Raw genomic sequence first — 15994 nt, 5'->3', positions numbered from 1 at the left:
GCAGCCGAGGCGCGGGCCGCGGCGGAGCATGCGGCGCGGAAGCGCATCGAGGCTGAGGCGCAAGCGGCGGCCGAGCGCGGGGCGTCCGAAGCCAATGCCACGGCGTCGGTTCCCGGCGAGCTATTGCCGCCGCTGCCGACCCATGCGCCTGCGAACGATAATGTCCTGCCAAGCGATCCGATCGCGGGCATTCTTGAAGGCGACGGCGTGGCGGAGGCCGAGGAGGCTGCTGCGCCACCAACGCGCAAGCGCCGCCGGGCTAAGCGCCGCTCACGGCGCGACGACAGGAAGCGGAATTACGGCATCTTTGGCGGCATGTTCGGAGGCCGCTAGGCAGATACGCCTAGGAACTGCCCTCGGCCTGTCCGCGTTTCATGTGCTCCAAGACATACAGGCGCAGGGCGGCCGATAGGCTGATCCCGTCGTCCTGGTCCGTCCGTGCCCGATCGATCTCGCTGACAAGCCCCGCGATCGACTTACCCTCTTCGCGCGCCATTTCGGTCAACGCATTCCAGAACGGCTCCTCCAGGGAAACGCTGGTCCGATGCCGGGCAATTGTGAGCGAGCGCTTGTTGCGGGTCTTTGCCATCGGTGCGGGGCGGCTACTTCTTAGGGGCAACCATCTCCTCGGGACGGACGAGCCGGTCGAATTCGTCCGCCTCCACATGGCCAAGTCGCACGGCTTCTTCCTTCAGCGTGCTGCCGCGCTTGTGCGCCGTCTTGGCGATCTCGCTGGCCTTGTCGTAGCCGATATGGGGCGCCAGCGCCGTGACCAGCATCAAGGACCGCTCCATGTGTTCGGTGATGCGCTCCCGGTTGGCCTTGATGCCCACCACGCAATTCTTGGTAAAACTGTCGGCCACATCGCCCAGGAGCCGCACCGACTGAAGCAGGGCGTAAGCCAGAACTGGCTTGAACACGTTGAGTTCGAAATGGCCCTGGCTGCCGGCGAAGCTCACCGTGGTCTCGTTCCCCATAACGCGCGCGCACACCATGGTCACCGCTTCGCACTGGGTCGGGTTCACCTTGCCCGGCATGATCGACGAACCGGGCTCGTTTTCTGGTAGCAGCAGTTCGCCCAGGCCCGAGCGCGGCCCCGAGCCAAGCAGGCGGATGTCGTTGGCGATCTTGAACATGGAGGCGGCGACGGTGGTCAGCGCGCCATGGGCGAACACATAGGCGTCGTTCCCGGCCAGTGCCTCGAACTTGTTTTGCGCCGAAACGAAGGGGAGCTTTGTCAGTTCGGCCATCTTGCGCGCGAAGATATCAGCGAAGTCCGGATGGCTGTTCAGTCCCGTCCCGACTGCCGTTCCGCCTTGCGCTAGCGCATAAAGGCCCGGGAGGGTCATTTTGAGCCGCTTGATGCCGAGATCGATCTGGGCTGCATAACCGCCGAACTCCTGGCCGAGAGTTAGCGGTGTTGCGTCCTGCATATGCGTTCGGCCGATCTTCAGGACATCCTGGAATGCCTCGGCCTTCTCCTTGAGGGCGGCATAAAGGTGGGACAAGGACGGGTCGAGCCGATAGGCAATCTCTTCGGCGGCGGCGACATGCATTGCCGTTGGGAAGGTATCGTTCGAGGACTGACCCATATTAACGTGGTCGTTCGGATGAACGGGTTCTTTGGAGCCCAGCTCTCCGCCGAGGATCTCGCTAGCCCGGTTCGCGATCACCTCGTTGAGGTTCATGTTGGTCTGGGTGCCCGACCCGGTTTGCCAGACCACGAGGGGGAAATGATCGTTCAGCTTGCCGTCAATGATCTCGGTCGCTGCAGTCGCAATGGCCTCGGCAAGCCCCTGATCGAGGCGCCCGAGCTCCAGATTGGCGAGGGCCGCGGCCTTCTTGACGAGCGCCATGGCGCGAATCATGGGCTGCGGCACCCGCTCGTCGCCGATTTGGAAATTCTGCCGCGAACGCTGGGTCTGCGCGCCCCAATAGCGGTCGCCGGGCACTTCGATCGGCCCAAAGGCGTCCGTCTCTGTACGCGGGCCAGAGGAAGGTTTTGGGGCGTCGGCGACGGACATGGGCGAGATTTCCTTTTTGTAACTTGGAGATTGGTCGCGGAGCGGGTTTCTGGAATCCTTTGCCCGGCTGCGACCGGACAATTGGAGGCTAAGGCTATACCATTGCGGCGAGGGGTGAGAGAACCTGGGATGTGGCCAAGTTTTTCATGGCGGCCGTCTTGGCGCTCCATGCCAGGCGGCCGGACGAGGAGCGGGTGTGACGGCGGCGTCTAGCAAGATTGTGCTGCCCCAGTCGAAGACGGTGCAAGCCTGCGAAACCTATGCCCGGTTCGCAGCCATTTTTGTTTGCGTGATCGGGGAGGTCGTGCTTGCCACGTGGATCGGAATCTTCCCCGAAAGCATCCTACCGAGCGTGGCCGGTTTACCGCCCCTTGCCGCGCTTGGCGTCATCCTCGCCGGTCTGGGCCTCGTCTGCTTTACTTTCCGGCGCGTCCGCTTCGTCGCCAGGATAATCGGTCTTGTGCTGACCTTGTTGGGGCTCCTGATGTTCGGAGAGGGCGCGCTGGGCAGTCTCGGCCTCGACACGTTTCTGATTCCGGACGACGTGATCCCGCAGGCCGGATCGTTCGAGGAGGATTTCCGGCTGGCGGAGACGGTTTCGGCGCCGCCCCTACCGGCCCTTGAGGGGACGTCGCCCGGAATCCTGGTGGCGCTCATTCTGTTCGGTGTCGCGCTATTCTATGCCGAGCACTCTCGGATAGCGCCGTCGGTTTTGAGCCAGGTCCTCACGCTCGTGTTGCTCGCTCAGGTGCTGCTCGTGGTGACGGGCGCGGCCTATGGCGTCGACATGACGGGCGACCCGTTTTCGTTCATGCGCCTGACCCCCTATGGCGTGATCGCGATCGTGCTGCTTGCCACCGGGCTGATTGCTGCCTCGCCGGAACGGGGAATCGCCTCGGCGATTTTCGAGCAGTCTCCCGCCGGCGAGATGCTGCGCCGGCTGCTGCCCGGGATTTTGACGGTCCCGCCCGTCCTTGGATGGTTCGCGCGTCAAGCCGAGGTCCATGCGTATTACGACAGCGCCGCAACCCTGGTGATCTTCGCGGTCGCCAGCATTGTCGTGCTCGCCGTGTTTGCCTGGACCGCGCTCGGGGCGGTGCGGCGGGCCGACAGCGGTCGGCAAGTGGCGCTCATGGACCTACGTGGACAGCGCGAATGGCTCTCCACCACGCTGGGGTCGATCGGCGACGGTGTTATCGCAACCGACCCGAGCGGCAGCGTGCTCCTGCTCAACAAGGTCGCCGAGGACGTGACGGGCTGGTCGGCCGCCGAGGCGCGGGGGCGGCCGATCTGGGTAGTGTTCCGCGTGGTCGACGAGGAGACGCGTAAGCCCGTCGACGATCCAGCGCTGAGAGCCCTGCGCGAACGCGAGGTCTCTCGCATGGAGTCTGGCGCGATGCTCATCACCCGCGACGACAAGGAGTTGCCGGTCGAGCATTCGGGCGCGCCGATTATTGGCCAGGACGGTTCGCTGGCCGGGGCTGTTCTCGTGTTCCGGGACGTCACCGAGCGGCGGCGCGCGGCACAGCGCCAGACCATGCTCGTGGGCGAGCTGAATCACCGGGTCAAGAATACGTTGGCGATCGTGCAGTCGCTCGTGCAGGCAAGTCTGCGCCAGGCCAAGGACCCGACGACGCAAGCCATGGCCCGCACCCTGGCTGAGCGTCTGCGGGCTTTGCACCGCGCACACGATCTGCTGCTGGAATCCCAGTGGTCCGGTGCGAGCTTGAAAGCGATGGTCGAACGCGAACTCGAACCCTACAAGCGCGAGCGCGGACCCAAGATCTTGATCAAGGGATCGGACGTGTTGCTGCCGCCGCAATGCGCGTCGATCCTCGCCATGACTTTGCATGAGCTCGCGACCAACGCGGTCAAGTACGGCGCGCTATCGCAGAATACGGGCCAGCTGAATGTCGCCTGGAAGGTTCAGCGCCGCAACCGGCTGCACCTGGTCTGGGAGGAGAAGGGGTCGCCATCGGCGCCTGAGCCCACGGCCCGGAAGGGCTTTGGGACGCAGCTCATCGATCAGGGTATTCGCCATAATCTCGGCGGTGAAACTAAGACCGCGTTCCGGAAATCGGGGCTCCATGTCGAGCTCAACGTGCCCCTGACACCCTCCAACGAGCCTCGGGCAAAAGCGGAGACCGTCCACGCGCCTGCTGCGTAGGGCAGCGGGTTATTCCAGGACGCTGATTTCTTCATTGGCGTGGCGCAGCCGCTCGGAGAATTCGCGCGTCAGATTACCGAGAATGGTGATCATCACGTTGGGATGCTCCTCGGCCAGCTCGTGCAACTCCTCGACACCGAGCCCGTAGCAGATCACCTTCTCGTTCGCGATGACGTCCGCGGACCGTCTGCCCCCGTCCAGAAGCGCCATCTCCCCAAAGGTCAGCCCCGGCCCGATCGAGGCCACGCGCTTGTGCCGTCCGGGTTTGCCGTGAAGTTGGATTTCGACGCTTACCGTGCCGCGCGCCAGGACGAAGAAGAGCTTGGCCGGGTCACCCTCGCGCATGATCACGTCGCCTTTGTCAAAGACGAGGGGCCGTACGATTCCCTCGACCAAACGGCATTCCTCGGGTGACAGACCATCGAACAGGTTGATTTGGCTCAGCGAGAACTTAGTACAGATACTGGAGCCCTGGCCGGTAAGAAGCTCGTCCTCGCACCATTCCAGCGCCGCATCTGCATCGCGAAACTGACGCAAGGCGTGGCCTTCCTCTGTCTCGGCAAGTGCTCGGGTCAGCCGGTCCAGCGATCCCTCATTGTCAATTGACGCAAAGACGAGCTCCGTATCGCTCGCCGCCATGGCGCGCACCGCCCGGACGATCAGCTTGCAGGCCGCGCTATCGGCATGGTGCACACGCTTGAAGTCGACGACCAGATATTTCGAGTGTTCGGACAATTCCGTCAGTTTCCGCAAGAGCTGCTCGGTCGAGCCGAAGAAAAGGGCCCCTTGTGCTTCGAGCACGGAGATCGCGCGTCCCTTTTTGGCGAGCAGCGTCCGCTCCTCCAATGTGCGCAATCGGTTCGAACGGACCAGATCGGCGCGATAGTCACGACGGAGAACGCTGCGGACATTGGTGTGATTGTAGAAGGCGTGTAGTTGAAACTCGCGCGACATGTCCTGGCACACGGCGATGCCACGCACGCTGTTTCCTTGCCTATCGATCGGGGGCGCGTAGACGCAGATCCCGATCTGTCCCGGGATTGCAGCGATGATGCAGCCCGACACGCCGCTCTTCGCCGGCATGCCGACTTCGTAAGCCCATTCGCCGGCATAGTCGTACATGCCGCAAGAGTTCATCACCGTCAGCACGTCGCGCACATATTGGGTGTCGAAGATCTTGTGATCGGTGATGGGGTTCGTGCCGTCATTGGCGAGTGTCGCCGCCATGGTGGCGAGATCGCAAGCATTGACGCTCAAGGCGCACTGGTGGAAGTACAGAGCGAGGACTTCCTCCGGATCGTGCTCGATCATGGCGGTGTTCAACATCATGTAGGCGATGGCGCGATTGCGGTGGCCAGTGGCCAGCTCGGAATTGTAGACCGCTTCGTCAATATCGATCTTGCGGCCGGCGAGGCTCGAGAACAGTTCGAGCATGTTATTGATGCGTTGATCCAGCGTCTCGCCTTGCATCATCTCCGCGATCGCGATCGCGCCGGCGTTCACCATCGGATTGAAGGGCCGGTTGGCGGCTTCGTCGAGCACGATGGAGTTGAAGGCTTCACCTGTCGGTTCCACGCCGACCTGCTGCAAGACGCGCGGCCGTCCATGGTGCTGAATGGCGTAGCCATACATGAACGGTTTGGAGACGGATTGAATTGTGAAGGGAGCGCGCGCGTCGCCTACCGTGTAAAGCTGCCCATCCACGGTGGCGATGGCGATGCCAAACAGCCCGGGATCGATCTTGCCGAGCTCGGGGATGTAATCCGCTGGGGCACCGCCCTCGATTTTCGAGACTCGCGCGTGGATCTCGTTCAGATAGTCCTGAATAGGTGCAAGAGCTCCGCTGTGCACGGTTGGCGCGGCATGGATCAAATCAAGTTTGTTCAAGAACGCGTCCCCCCAACTGATGCGTGACGCCGCATCTGACAAGCATCAATCAGGAATCATGCCATGTCGACCGGCACGCTAATGCGACGGGTGAGCATTTTCGCGCGTGCGAAAATGCCTATCCCTTGGGCATCAGATTGCTAGGAACGCCTAAGAAAGCGGCTACTTCTTGCGGAAGCTGTCCAGTTGCACGACCTCGGCAGGCGGCCGGGACATCACGACGTCGACGGCTTCCGTTTGGCCGGCTTCTTCGGCTGGCGGCTCCGTGCTGGCCCGGTCGTCGGACTGGTCGCCCACCACATCCGGCAAAGCCGACGCCATATGCTGGCGCGCCGAATCGTTGGCTGCGCCGGGCTTGCCGAATTGGAGACCGAATTGGGCCGACGGATCGTAAAACGCCTTCACCGAGTCGAAGGGAATCACCAGCCGCTCGGGCACATTGGTGAAGGAGAGCTTCACCTCAAAGTGCTCGTCCGAAACGAACAGATCCCAGAACTGATATTGGAGGACAACAGTCATCTCCTCCGGATATTGTTCCTTCAAGCGTTTGGAGATAGACACGCCCTCGGCACAGGTATCGAAGGCGATATAGAGATGGTGCTCACCTGGAAGCCCATCGCGCTGGACCTGCGTGAGAACTTCGTGAACCACGCCGCGCAGCGCGTTCTGCGTCAGTAGATCGTATCGAATTCCATCGTCTGCCATGTAATGGCGCCGCTCCATTGTTGGCGACGTAGGCAGTCACCCCGTCAAAGTGGAGGGCTTCTGTTGCCCGGTGCCCTCCGAAACCGCGCCCAACTTCTGCGAGGAAGCTAGGGCTTTAATTTAGGCTATCGCGCCGCATTACGCAGCGAGACGTGCCTCCGCATAGTTGTCATTGGCAACTATAAGGTTTGGCCCGATAACGGCGGATACCATGCCGAGCGAAAAGTAAGACCTTTACACCCTCGTCGATCCTATTTCGGCCCCGCCACGTTTCAGTCTGTGCCGGTAATTTTCGCCAGTCTCATGCCACGCACATTTTGTACTAGAGAGGCTGAAACCTGGTGGAGCCGCCGGGTACCGCCCCCGGGTCCGAATGGTTTATTACGTCAACCGTTTATCGCCATAGTCAGCCGAAGCCGACTCTTCTTATATAAGCCTCCCACACGTCAAAAGAAAGGTTGGGAGGTGGATAACTCGCAATCTTCGCCGTATGAATAGGCTTTATCTGCCAGTGGGTTGGCCGAATCGGATCGGATGCGTTAGTCCCGTTCCATTTTGAGGACGCTCCCCGTGGTGGCGTCCACATGCATCTCGATGTCGTTGCCATGGGCGTCTTCGCCCTCGACTTCCCAGATATTCCTTCTGCGCTTGTACTCGATCTCATCGAGGTCGACGATGCCGCGATCGAACGCCATCTGCCGAACCCGCTCTATGCTGATGCTTTGAGCAAGAGCAGCGCTAGAGGCGACAACGAGGGCAGAACCGGCCGCTAGGCCGAGGACAACTGTCAGAACACGCATTGAACGCTCCTTCTACAAGGTCTATCGACAAAGTAGCGAGCCCAGCTTTGAGTCTCGGCATCCCGGGTTTGGTGAATATAGGGACACTCTGACGTTGCGCCAATATCTCGACCTTCTCTCTCATGTCCGCCACGAGGGCCTGCGCAAAGAGGACCGGACGGGCACCGGGACGCTCAGCCTGTTTGGGGCGCAGATGCGCTTCGATCTGAATGACGGCTTCCCGCTCGTGACCACCAAGAAGCTGCATGTGAAGTCGATCGTGCATGAGCTGTTGTGGTTTTTGCAGGGCTCGACCAATATCTGCTATCTCAAGGAGCACGGCGTCAGGATCTGGGACGAGTGGGCCGATGAGAACGGCGATCTGGGGCCCGTCTATGGCAAGCAATGGCGCTCCTGGCCGTCCACCTCCGGCGGGGAGGTCGATCAGATCGCCACTTTGGTCGAGGGCATCAAGCGCAACCCCGATTCGCGCCGCCACATCGTGAGCGCTTGGAATGTCGGTGACATTCGGAAAATGGCGCTGCCGCCCTGCCACTGCCTGTTCCAGTTTTACGTGGGCGACGGAAAGCTGTCCTGCCAGCTCTATCAGCGTTCGGCCGACATCTTTCTTGGCGTTCCGTTCAACATCGCGTCCTACGCGCTTCTTACCCATATGGTCGCGCAGGTCACGGGGCTTGAGCCAGGCGACTTCGTGCACACGTTTGGCGATGTGCATCTTTATCTGAATCATTTGGAACAGGCGGACGCACAGCTCGGCCGCGAGCCCCGGACGCGTCCGCGGCTTGAGATGAATCCCGAGGTGACCTCGCTGTTCGACTTCGTCTACGACGACTTCGAGATCGTGGACTACGACCCCCATCCGGCGATCCGGGCCGAGGTGGCCGTGTGACCGAGGGTCGTGGGGTCAAACCGCTCGACATCGCCCTGGTCGTGGCCATGGGCCAGAACCGCGCCATCGGCCGCGACGGCAATCTGCCGTGGCGTTTGCGGTCCGACATGAAATTCTTCCGCAAAGTGACCATGGGCAAACCCGTGATCATGGGGCGCCGCACTTTCGAGTCACTGCCCCGGGTGCTCGACGGGCGCCTGAACATCGTTCTGACCCGCGATCCGGACTTCTCGGTGCCGGGCGTAGTCGCGGTCGCAAGCCTTGAGGCGGCGATAAAGGAGGCACGGACCTGGGCCGCCAGGGAAGGCGCCGATGAAATCGCGGTTATTGGTGGGGAGGGCGTATTCAGCGCAGTTATGCCGCAGGCGGACCGAATTTATCTGACCGAAGTGCATGCGGCCCCGGACGCCGATACCTGGTTTCCCGAACTGGAGGCCGGCGCCTGGCGGGAAGTTTCGCGGGATGCCTATGGGGCGGGGCCACAGGACGACTACGACTTCAGCATCGTGATCCTGGAGCGGCTCTGAGCTTCTGGCTTTCGCTCCGATTGCGTGCCGTTTGCTCCTGGCCTATAACGTCTCGGATTCTTGTCGCGGTTCCGCCACTTGGTACGCTTACTGTTTCCTGCGACAGACGCATCCCAAACTAGGCGGTATCGCGCGCGGCCCCCTCAGAAATCAGGACGAGATACATATGCCTTGGAGCAATCAGAGCGGCGGTGGCGGCAATAACGGGCCCTGGGGCCCCAGGCCGGGCGGCTCCGGCGGCCAGCAGCCGGATCTGGAAGATATTCTACGCAAGAGCCAGGATCGGCTGCGCCAGGCCATGCCCGGCGGTGGCGGCGGCTGGATGTTTCCAGCCCTAATCGCCCTGATCATTGCCGGCGTGGTTGGCTGGTTCGGCTTCCTCGTCACGGTGAAGGCCGACCAGGTGGGTATCGTCCTGCGTTTCGGCGAATATGTACGCCAGCTCCCCCCGGGTCTGCATTTCCGCCTGCCGTATCCGATCGAAGAGGTCAAGCTGCCGCAGGTCACCCGTCTCAACCGGGTCGAGATCGGCATGCGCTCCTCGGAAGGCAGCGGCCTGTCGGTGCGGGACGTGCCTGAGGAAAGCCTGATGCTCACGGGCGATGAGAACATCGTCGACATCGATTTTGTGGTCGTCTGGAAGATCAGCGACGCACCCGACTATCTGTTCAAAATTCAAAACCCCAAAGGCTCGGTGAAGGACGTCTCTGAGAGCTCCATGCGCGAGATTATCGGCCAGAGTGACATCGAGCCGATCTTGACCTCCTCGCGCGCTGAGACTGAGGGCAAGGTGCAGAATCTGATCCAACGCATTCTCGACGGCTATCAGGCTGGTATCGAAATCGTCGAAGTCCAGCTTCAGAAGGTCGATCCACCAGCGCAGGTGATCGATGCCTTCCGCGATGTTCAGGCGGCCCGGGCCGATGAGGAGCGTTTGCAGAACGAGGCGCAAGCCTATGCAAACCGGATCGTTCCTGAGGCGCGTGGTGAGGCCGAGCGTATTCTCCAAAGCGCGCAAGGCTATCGCGACCGTGTGATCGCCGAAGCCAAGGGTGAAGCCGAGCGCTTCGAAAAGGTTCTCGAAGAATACGCGAAGGCGCCCGAAGTGACCCGAAAACGGATTTTCATCGATACGATGCAGGAAGTCCTGTCGAACACCGACAAGATTATCATCGATAAGGATGGCGGCGGCGGCGTGGTGCCCTATCTGCCCTTATCAGAGTTACAGAGGAAGGCGCCGGCCTCGCCGGCCGCGTCCCCGTCGGCTCCCTCGATCCAGAGCGGAGGGCAGCAGTAATGAAAAAAGTAGCCCTCACGCTCACTCTGCTGCTGCTCGGCATTCTCGCGATCGGCGCATATATGACGCTGTTCACGGTGTACGAGACGCAGCAGGCCCTGGTTCTGGAGTTTGGTAAGGCCAAGCGAGTCATCGATAAGCCCGGCCTCAACTACAAGGTTCCGTTCATCCAGAATGTCGTGTTCCTCGACAAGCGGCTCCTGGACCTCGACTCGGCGCCGCAGGAAGTCATCGCGGCCGATCAGAAGCGGCTTGTGGTCGACGCCTTTGCCCGCTGGCGGATCACCGACCCGCTGCTGTTCTACCAAGCCGTGAACAATGAGTTTAGCGCACGCACGCGGCTCAGCGACTTTCTCGAAGCCGCGCTCCGCCGGGTTCTGGGTTCGGCAAGCTTCGAAGCCGTCGTCCGGGACGACCGGAACGACTTGATGCGGAAGATTACCGGCGAAATGAACAACAAGGCCAGAGCCCTTGGCATTACCGTCGTCGATGTACGCATTAAACGGGCTGATCTGCCGGAGGCGAACAGTCTTGCCGTCTACCGCCGCATGCAGACGGAACGTCAACGCGAGGCCTCGGAGATCCGCGCCGAAGGTGAGGAAGCCTCCCGCCGCATTCGGGCCAATGCCGACCGGCAGGTCACGGTGCTGAAAGCCGATGCAACCGGCGAGTCTGAGCGTATTCGTGGTACTGGCGATGCGACGAAGAACCGCGTCTTCGCCGAAGCTTTCGGCAAGGATCCCGACTTCTTCGCCTTCTATCGGTCCATGCAGGCTTATGAGAGCGCCTTGCAGTCCGGCGACACGCGGATGCTGCTGAGCCCCGATTCTCAATTCTTCCAGTACTTCAACGATTCGGCAGGGAGATCCAGCGGTGCCTCGTCCAGCCTGCCAAAAGGCGACAAGAGCAACGTCCGCCGGCCCGGAACGGCTTACCCGGGCGCAGACACGCCTTAGCGGGTCCTGGCGGAAATGGATGACCTCGGCGTCGCCATTGGCCTTGTCTTGGTGATCGAGGGCCTCGTTTGGGCCCTCGCGCCCCGGTTTGGACGCCGCCTCCTGGAAGCGGCCTCGGAGACGCCCGAGTCGTCCCTGCGGTTGGCGGGGACCCTTGCGGTTACTGCCGGGGTGATCCTTGTGTGGTTGATACGGGGCTGACCTTGGTTTGGGTCCGCCAGAACCAGCCCCCTAATCCGGGCGCCGCCTCGCCGCGAATGCCTGCTTCCGCTGGACCTCCCATTTTCGCTAAGGTGTCGGCTGCGCCGGCAAGCTCGGCGCGATGATGGGAGTGCACGAAACGATGTCTGGACGAAACGCCCGGAGCTGGGCTCGTCGCCTTCGGAGCACCCTGGCCGCGATTGCCGTTGGGACCGGGTTCAGTATCGCTGCGCTTGTTGGAGTTGGAACGGCCTTTGCCCGGGGGCCGGTGTCCGTGGCCGACATTGCCGCGGGTCTGCAGGAGGCCGTCGTCAATATTTCGACCACCCAGACAGTCGAGGATCGGGACGAGGGTCCCCCCGTTCGCAAAGGCCCTAAGAGCTCGCCTTTCGAAGAGTTTTTCGACGACTTCTTCGATGAAGAAGGCCCCGACGGGAAGCCCCGAAAGGTCAGCTCGCTGGGGTCCGGATTCGTGATCGACCCGTCGGGACTGATCGTTACGAACAATCACGTGATCGAAGGCGCTGACGAGATCATCGTGAACTTTACGGACGGGTCGAAGCTGAAAGTGGTCAAGATCCTCGGTCACGACCCCAAGACCGATCTTGCGCTCCTGCAGGTCCAGCCGACCAAGCCGCTCAAAGCCGTGTCGTTCGGGAATTCGTCCGTCCTGCGCGTGGGCGATTGGGTCATGGCCATCGGCAACCCCTTCGGGCTTGGCGGCAGTCTGACCGTCGGCGTCGTCTCCGCCACGAAGCGCGACATCAATGCAGGGCCCTATGACGATTTCATTCAGACCGATGCGGCGATCAACCGGGGCAATTCCGGCGGTCCTCTATTCAACATGGAGGGCGAGGTCATCGGCGTGAATACCGCGATAATCTCACCCACGGGCGGATCGATCGGGATTGGCTTTGCGGTTCCCTCCAACACGGCCGTCAGAGTCCTGAACCAGCTGAAGGAATACGGCGAGACCCGCCGGGGCTGGCTCGGCGTGCATGTCCAGAACGTCACCGACGAGATGGCGTTCACGTTGGGTCTGGAGGCCCCAAAGGGAGCGCTGGTGGCTTCGGTCACGCCAGACGGCCCCGCGGCGGGTGGCGGGATCAAACCGCGGGACGTCATACTTGACTTCGGCGGGCAGACCATTCGGTCGATGCGCGACCTGCCCCGTGCGGTCGGCGCAGGCACGGTCGGCATGGACGTTCCGCTGAAAGTCCTTCGCGACGGTGAGGTCGTGGACGTCATCGTCAAACTTGGCCAGCTACCCAAAGAAGAAAAGGATGGGCCGGCGCCGGACGAGCGGCAAGGCGGCAGCGAGCTCCTTGGCCTGACGATCGAGCCGCTGACCCATGAGCTGCGCGACAGGTTTCGCATTAGCGGGAAGGTCGAAGGGGTCGTGGTCACGGGCGTTGTGCCGGGGAGTCCGGCCGCGAAGAAGCATATCAAGGTTGGCGACGTGATTGTGGAGGTTACCCAAGAGGCCGTGCGCCAGCCGGACGAGGTTTTGGCGCGGCTGCGTGCGGTCCGGAAATCGGGCCGCCGCCGGGTCCTGTTTCTGCTCGCCGATGCCGAGGGCGAACTGCGCTTCGTCGCCGTTCCGATCGGCTAACCCGGCGCGGCGCGGGCATTGTGAGGTCCAACGGTGGCAAGCCGTGCTTGAAGCCATTCTTATTGCCGGACCCACCGCCAGCGGCAAGTCCACTGCGGCTCTTGCGCTTGCAGAGCGCTTGGGGGGCACGATCATCAATGCCGATTCCATGCAGGTCTATCGCGAGCTTCAGGTGCTGACCGCGCGCCCCAGTGTCGCGGAGATGGAGACCGCGCCGCACCGGCTCTATGGCATGGTGCCGGGGAGGGATGCCTATTCGGTGGGACGCTGGGTCGGCGATGCCGCGGCCGCGATCGAAGACGCGCGCGAACGCGGGCAGGTGCCGATCCTCGTGGGCGGTACGGGTCTGTATTTCATGGCTATGCTCCAGGGGCTGTCGCCCGTTCCCGAGATTCCCGAAGACATCCGCCGGCACTGGCGGGAGCGTGCGGCGACGGCCGCCGGGACGGATCTCCACGCGGTGCTGGCGGCCCGGGATCCGGTCATGGGCGTGCGTCTCAGTCCCACAGACACACAGCGCCTCGTACGGGCCCTGGAGGTCATCGATGCAACGGATGTCTCGCTCGCCGAATGGCAGGAGACCGCCGGCACGCCGGTCCTAAATGATAAGGCCGTGCTCAAGATGCTGGTCGCGCCGGAACGCGAGACGATTTACGCGGCCATCGACGGCCGCTTCGAAAACATGCTTAAGGCCGGTGCCTTGGCGGAAGTGGCAGCGCTCGCCGGGCTGCAACTCGATCCAGGGCTGCCGGTCATGCGTGCCCTCGGCGTGTCCGAACTCAGTTCCTATCTCTCGGGGGCCATGAGCTTGGAAGAGGCGGCCACGAAGGCCAAGACCGCGAGCCGGCGTTATGCTAAGCGCCAAATGACCTGGGCGCGGCGCTTCATGGCCGACTGGACGTGGGTCCCGAGCGGAGAAGCCGCGTCCGCGTCCGTCCCAATTGATTAAACGGTCACCTGCGTGCCGATGGTCACGACCCGGTCCGTTGGTAATTGGAAATAGTTCGAGGCGTCATCCGCGTTGTGCGCGAGATAGACGAAGAGCCGGTCCTGCCATTGAGGCATTCCGGACCGCGCATCCGGCCGCACGGTCCGCTGCGACAGGAAGAACGAAGTCGACATGATGTCGAACTGCCAGCCCTTCCTGCGGGCCACCGCGAGCGCCTTGGGCACGTTGGGCCGTTCCACAAAACCGAAATGCAGCGTCATCCGCATGAATTTGTCGCTAACCGGTTCCATTTGGACCCGATCGGCGGGCGCTACGCGCGGAATGTCTTCGTTCTTGATGGTGAGGATGACGTTGTTCTCGTGCAGCACCTTGTTGTGCTTGAGGTTATGCAAAAGCGCCGTAGGCGCGAATTCGGGATCGGCACTCAAGAAGACGGCGGTGCCGGGAACGAGATGAGGCGGTTTGTGTTCAAGGCTGTTCATCAACGGCTCGAACGGAATCTCGATGCGGCGTGTCTTCTGCGCCAGGAACTTGGTTCCGCGCATCCAGGTGAGCATCACGATGATCAGCATCAAGCCCACAAGCACGGGCAGCCAGGCGCCTTCGACGAGCTTCAACGTGCTCGCTAAGACGAACGCCGTATCCACGAACATCAGGGGCGCCATCACGGCGATCACCCAATACAGTTTCCATCGCCACAATTGCCAGACGACGATGAATCCGAGAATGCCCGCAACCCACTCGGTCGTCGCCACAGCGAGCACATAGGCTGATGCCAGCTCGCTCGACGAGCGGAACATGAAGACGAGTAGCAGGACGCCGGTCAGAAGCAACCAATTGACCCGCGGCATGTAGATCTGGCCGGCTTGCGATTCCGACGTATGGCGTACCTCCATGCGGGGCAGAAGACCCAGTTGCATGGCTTGGCGCGTGATGGAATAGGCGCCCGTGATTACGGCCTGGCTGGCGATCGCCGTGGCCATCGTCGCAAGCGCGACCATGGGGTAGAGCGCCCAGTCTGGGAACAACAAGAAGAACGGGTTTGAAATCGCGTCGGGCTGCGCGAGCACCAGCGCGCCTTGCCCAAAGTAGTTTAGGAGCAGCGCGGGCAGCACGAGAATGAACCATGCTGTCTGGATTGGCTTGCGGCCGAAATGGCCGAGGTCGTTGTAGAGCGCTTCGGAGCCCGTCACGACCAGGAACACCGCGCCGAGCGTGATGAGGCCGACCATGCCGTGGGTGAAGAGGAAGTTGAGCCCGTAATAGGGATTGAGGGCCATAAGGACGCGGGGGTTCGCCGCAATCTCTGTTGCGCCGGCGACAGCGATTACCAGGAACCAGACGGTCGTGATGGGTGCGAACAGCGCCGACACGTGGGCCGTCCCATGCGACTGCACCGAGAACAACGCGATGAGAATGACCACGGTGATCGGCAGGATGTAGGGCTCGAACGCATCTGTCGCGACGTTGAGGCCCTCGACCGCCGAGAGCACGGACAGGGCCGGGGTAATGAGCGTCGAACCGTAGAACATCGAGGCGCCGACAATGCCGAGCCCCAGCACCAGTGGTGTGCGTTTGCCCATGGCCGTAAAGGCAAGTGCAGTCAGCGCCAGCGTGCCGCCTTCGCCGTTATTGTCCGCGCGGAGCAGCAGCACAACGTATTTGAGCGTGACGACGATAATCAGGGACCAGAAGATCAGCGACAGAACGCCGAACACGGCCGCTTGCGTGACGACGCCGTGAGATCCGCCGGTGGCCAGAACGGCTTCGCGCAGCGCGTAGAGCGGGCTTGTCCCGATGTCGCCATAGACGACGCCGATCGAACCGAAGGTGAGCGCCCAGAACGCGCGGCTGGTCAGGGGCGCATTCGCCGCCCTATGGCCGTGACCGGCTCCATTGCCGTTACCGTTGGCATCGGCCGGTTCTGAAGTTGCAGAGTGCTGCATTCAGGCTGTGACTATGTGGAAATGTGTTTTCAGA

Annotated in this window: 15 protein-coding genes and 1 other RNA gene; 9 read left to right on the top strand and 7 right to left on the bottom strand. The window is 62.1% G+C overall.

Annotation, left to right across the window (positions count from 1 at the left end; all coding sequences use genetic code 11):
- Positions 1-333 (top strand): hypothetical protein (locus WBQ77_RS04705; RefSeq protein ID WP_424059119.1); only part of this gene is annotated, 333 nt, incomplete at its 5' end.
- Between the two features lie 10 nt (positions 334-343).
- Here the strand turns inward: WBQ77_RS04705 and WBQ77_RS04700 are convergent.
- Together WBQ77_RS04700 and fumC are read right to left on the bottom strand one after the other, a co-directional pair.
- Positions 344-589: a ribbon-helix-helix domain-containing protein gene (locus tag WBQ77_RS04700; RefSeq protein WP_424045324.1), complete on the bottom strand. Its 246-nt coding sequence runs from the start codon at positions 587-589 to the stop codon at positions 344-346.
- 13 nt (positions 590-602) lie between these two features.
- Complete coding sequence (fumC, locus tag WBQ77_RS04695; RefSeq protein WP_424059117.1) at positions 603-2024, bottom strand: class II fumarate hydratase; 1422 nt, start codon at positions 2022-2024, stop codon at positions 603-605.
- A gap of 196 nt (positions 2025-2220) precedes the next feature.
- On the opposite strand from fumC, the gene WBQ77_RS04690 reads away from it, so the two are divergent.
- The gene (locus WBQ77_RS04690; protein WP_424045321.1) at positions 2221-4191 is read left to right on the top strand and encodes a sensor histidine kinase; all 1971 of its coding nucleotides are present in this window, start codon (positions 2221-2223) and stop codon (positions 4189-4191) included.
- Positions 4192-4200: 9 nt separating this feature from the next.
- On the opposite strand, the gene glsA is transcribed toward WBQ77_RS04690, so the two are convergent.
- The 4 genes from glsA to WBQ77_RS04670 form a co-directional block, all read right to left on the bottom strand.
- On the bottom strand, positions 4201-6078 hold the full coding sequence (glsA, locus tag WBQ77_RS04685; RefSeq protein WP_424045318.1) for a glutaminase A: 1878 nt from the start codon (positions 6076-6078) through the stop codon (positions 4201-4203).
- 162 nt (positions 6079-6240) lie between these two features.
- Positions 6241-6783 (bottom strand): SspB family protein, encoded by a 543-nt coding sequence (locus tag WBQ77_RS04680; RefSeq protein WP_424059115.1) that lies wholly within the window; start codon positions 6781-6783, stop codon positions 6241-6243.
- A gap of 48 nt (positions 6784-6831) precedes the next feature.
- Positions 6832-7243: a transfer-messenger RNA gene (gene ssrA, locus WBQ77_RS04675) on the bottom strand.
- Positions 7244-7322: 79 nt separating this feature from the next.
- Complete coding sequence (locus tag WBQ77_RS04670) at positions 7323-7583, bottom strand: PepSY domain-containing protein (protein WP_424045315.1); 261 nt, start codon at positions 7581-7583, stop codon at positions 7323-7325.
- 94 nt (positions 7584-7677) lie between these two features.
- On the opposite strand from WBQ77_RS04670, the gene WBQ77_RS04665 reads away from it, so the two are divergent.
- From WBQ77_RS04665 to miaA, 7 genes are all read left to right on the top strand, one after another.
- The gene (locus WBQ77_RS04665; RefSeq protein WP_424045313.1) at positions 7678-8472 is read left to right on the top strand and encodes a thymidylate synthase; all 795 of its coding nucleotides are present in this window, start codon (positions 7678-7680) and stop codon (positions 8470-8472) included.
- Positions 8469-8999 carry a dihydrofolate reductase gene (locus tag WBQ77_RS04660; protein ID WP_424059112.1) on the top strand — a complete coding sequence of 177 codons (531 nt, stop codon included), beginning with the start codon at positions 8469-8471 and terminating at the stop codon, positions 8997-8999. Before WBQ77_RS04665 ends, WBQ77_RS04660 begins: the two co-directional genes overlap by 4 nt.
- Before the next feature lie 166 nt (positions 9000-9165).
- Entirely contained in the window at positions 9166-10296 is a 1131-nt protein-coding gene (gene hflK, locus WBQ77_RS04655) for an FtsH protease activity modulator HflK (RefSeq protein ID WP_424045310.1), read from the top strand.
- Positions 10296-11252 (top strand): protease modulator HflC, encoded by a 957-nt coding sequence (gene hflC, locus WBQ77_RS04650; RefSeq protein ID WP_424045308.1) that lies wholly within the window; start codon positions 10296-10298, stop codon positions 11250-11252. Before hflK ends, hflC begins: the two co-directional genes overlap by 1 nt.
- A 15-nt stretch (positions 11253-11267) precedes the next feature.
- Positions 11268-11453, top strand: a complete 186-nt coding sequence (locus WBQ77_RS04645) for a DUF2065 domain-containing protein (protein ID WP_424045306.1) — start codon at positions 11268-11270, stop codon at positions 11451-11453.
- Positions 11454-11595: 142 nt separating this feature from the next.
- The gene (locus tag WBQ77_RS04640) at positions 11596-13065 is read left to right on the top strand and encodes a Do family serine endopeptidase (protein ID WP_424045304.1); all 1470 of its coding nucleotides are present in this window, start codon (positions 11596-11598) and stop codon (positions 13063-13065) included.
- Between the two features lie 43 nt (positions 13066-13108).
- Entirely contained in the window at positions 13109-14014 is a 906-nt protein-coding gene (gene miaA / locus WBQ77_RS04635; RefSeq protein WP_424045303.1) for a tRNA (adenosine(37)-N6)-dimethylallyltransferase MiaA, read from the top strand.
- Here the strand turns inward: miaA and WBQ77_RS04630 are convergent.
- Positions 14011-15960: a potassium transporter Kup gene (locus WBQ77_RS04630; RefSeq protein ID WP_424045301.1), complete on the bottom strand. Its 1950-nt coding sequence runs from the start codon at positions 15958-15960 to the stop codon at positions 14011-14013. The genes miaA and WBQ77_RS04630 overlap by 4 nt on opposite strands.
- Between the last annotated feature and the right edge of the window lie 34 nt (positions 15961-15994).

The organism is Methyloceanibacter sp. (assembly GCF_049590335.1).
In the GTDB taxonomy this organism is placed as follows: Bacteria; Pseudomonadota; Alphaproteobacteria; order Rhizobiales; family Methyloligellaceae; genus Methyloceanibacter.
This window is presented reverse-complemented; position numbering and strand designations above follow the sequence as displayed.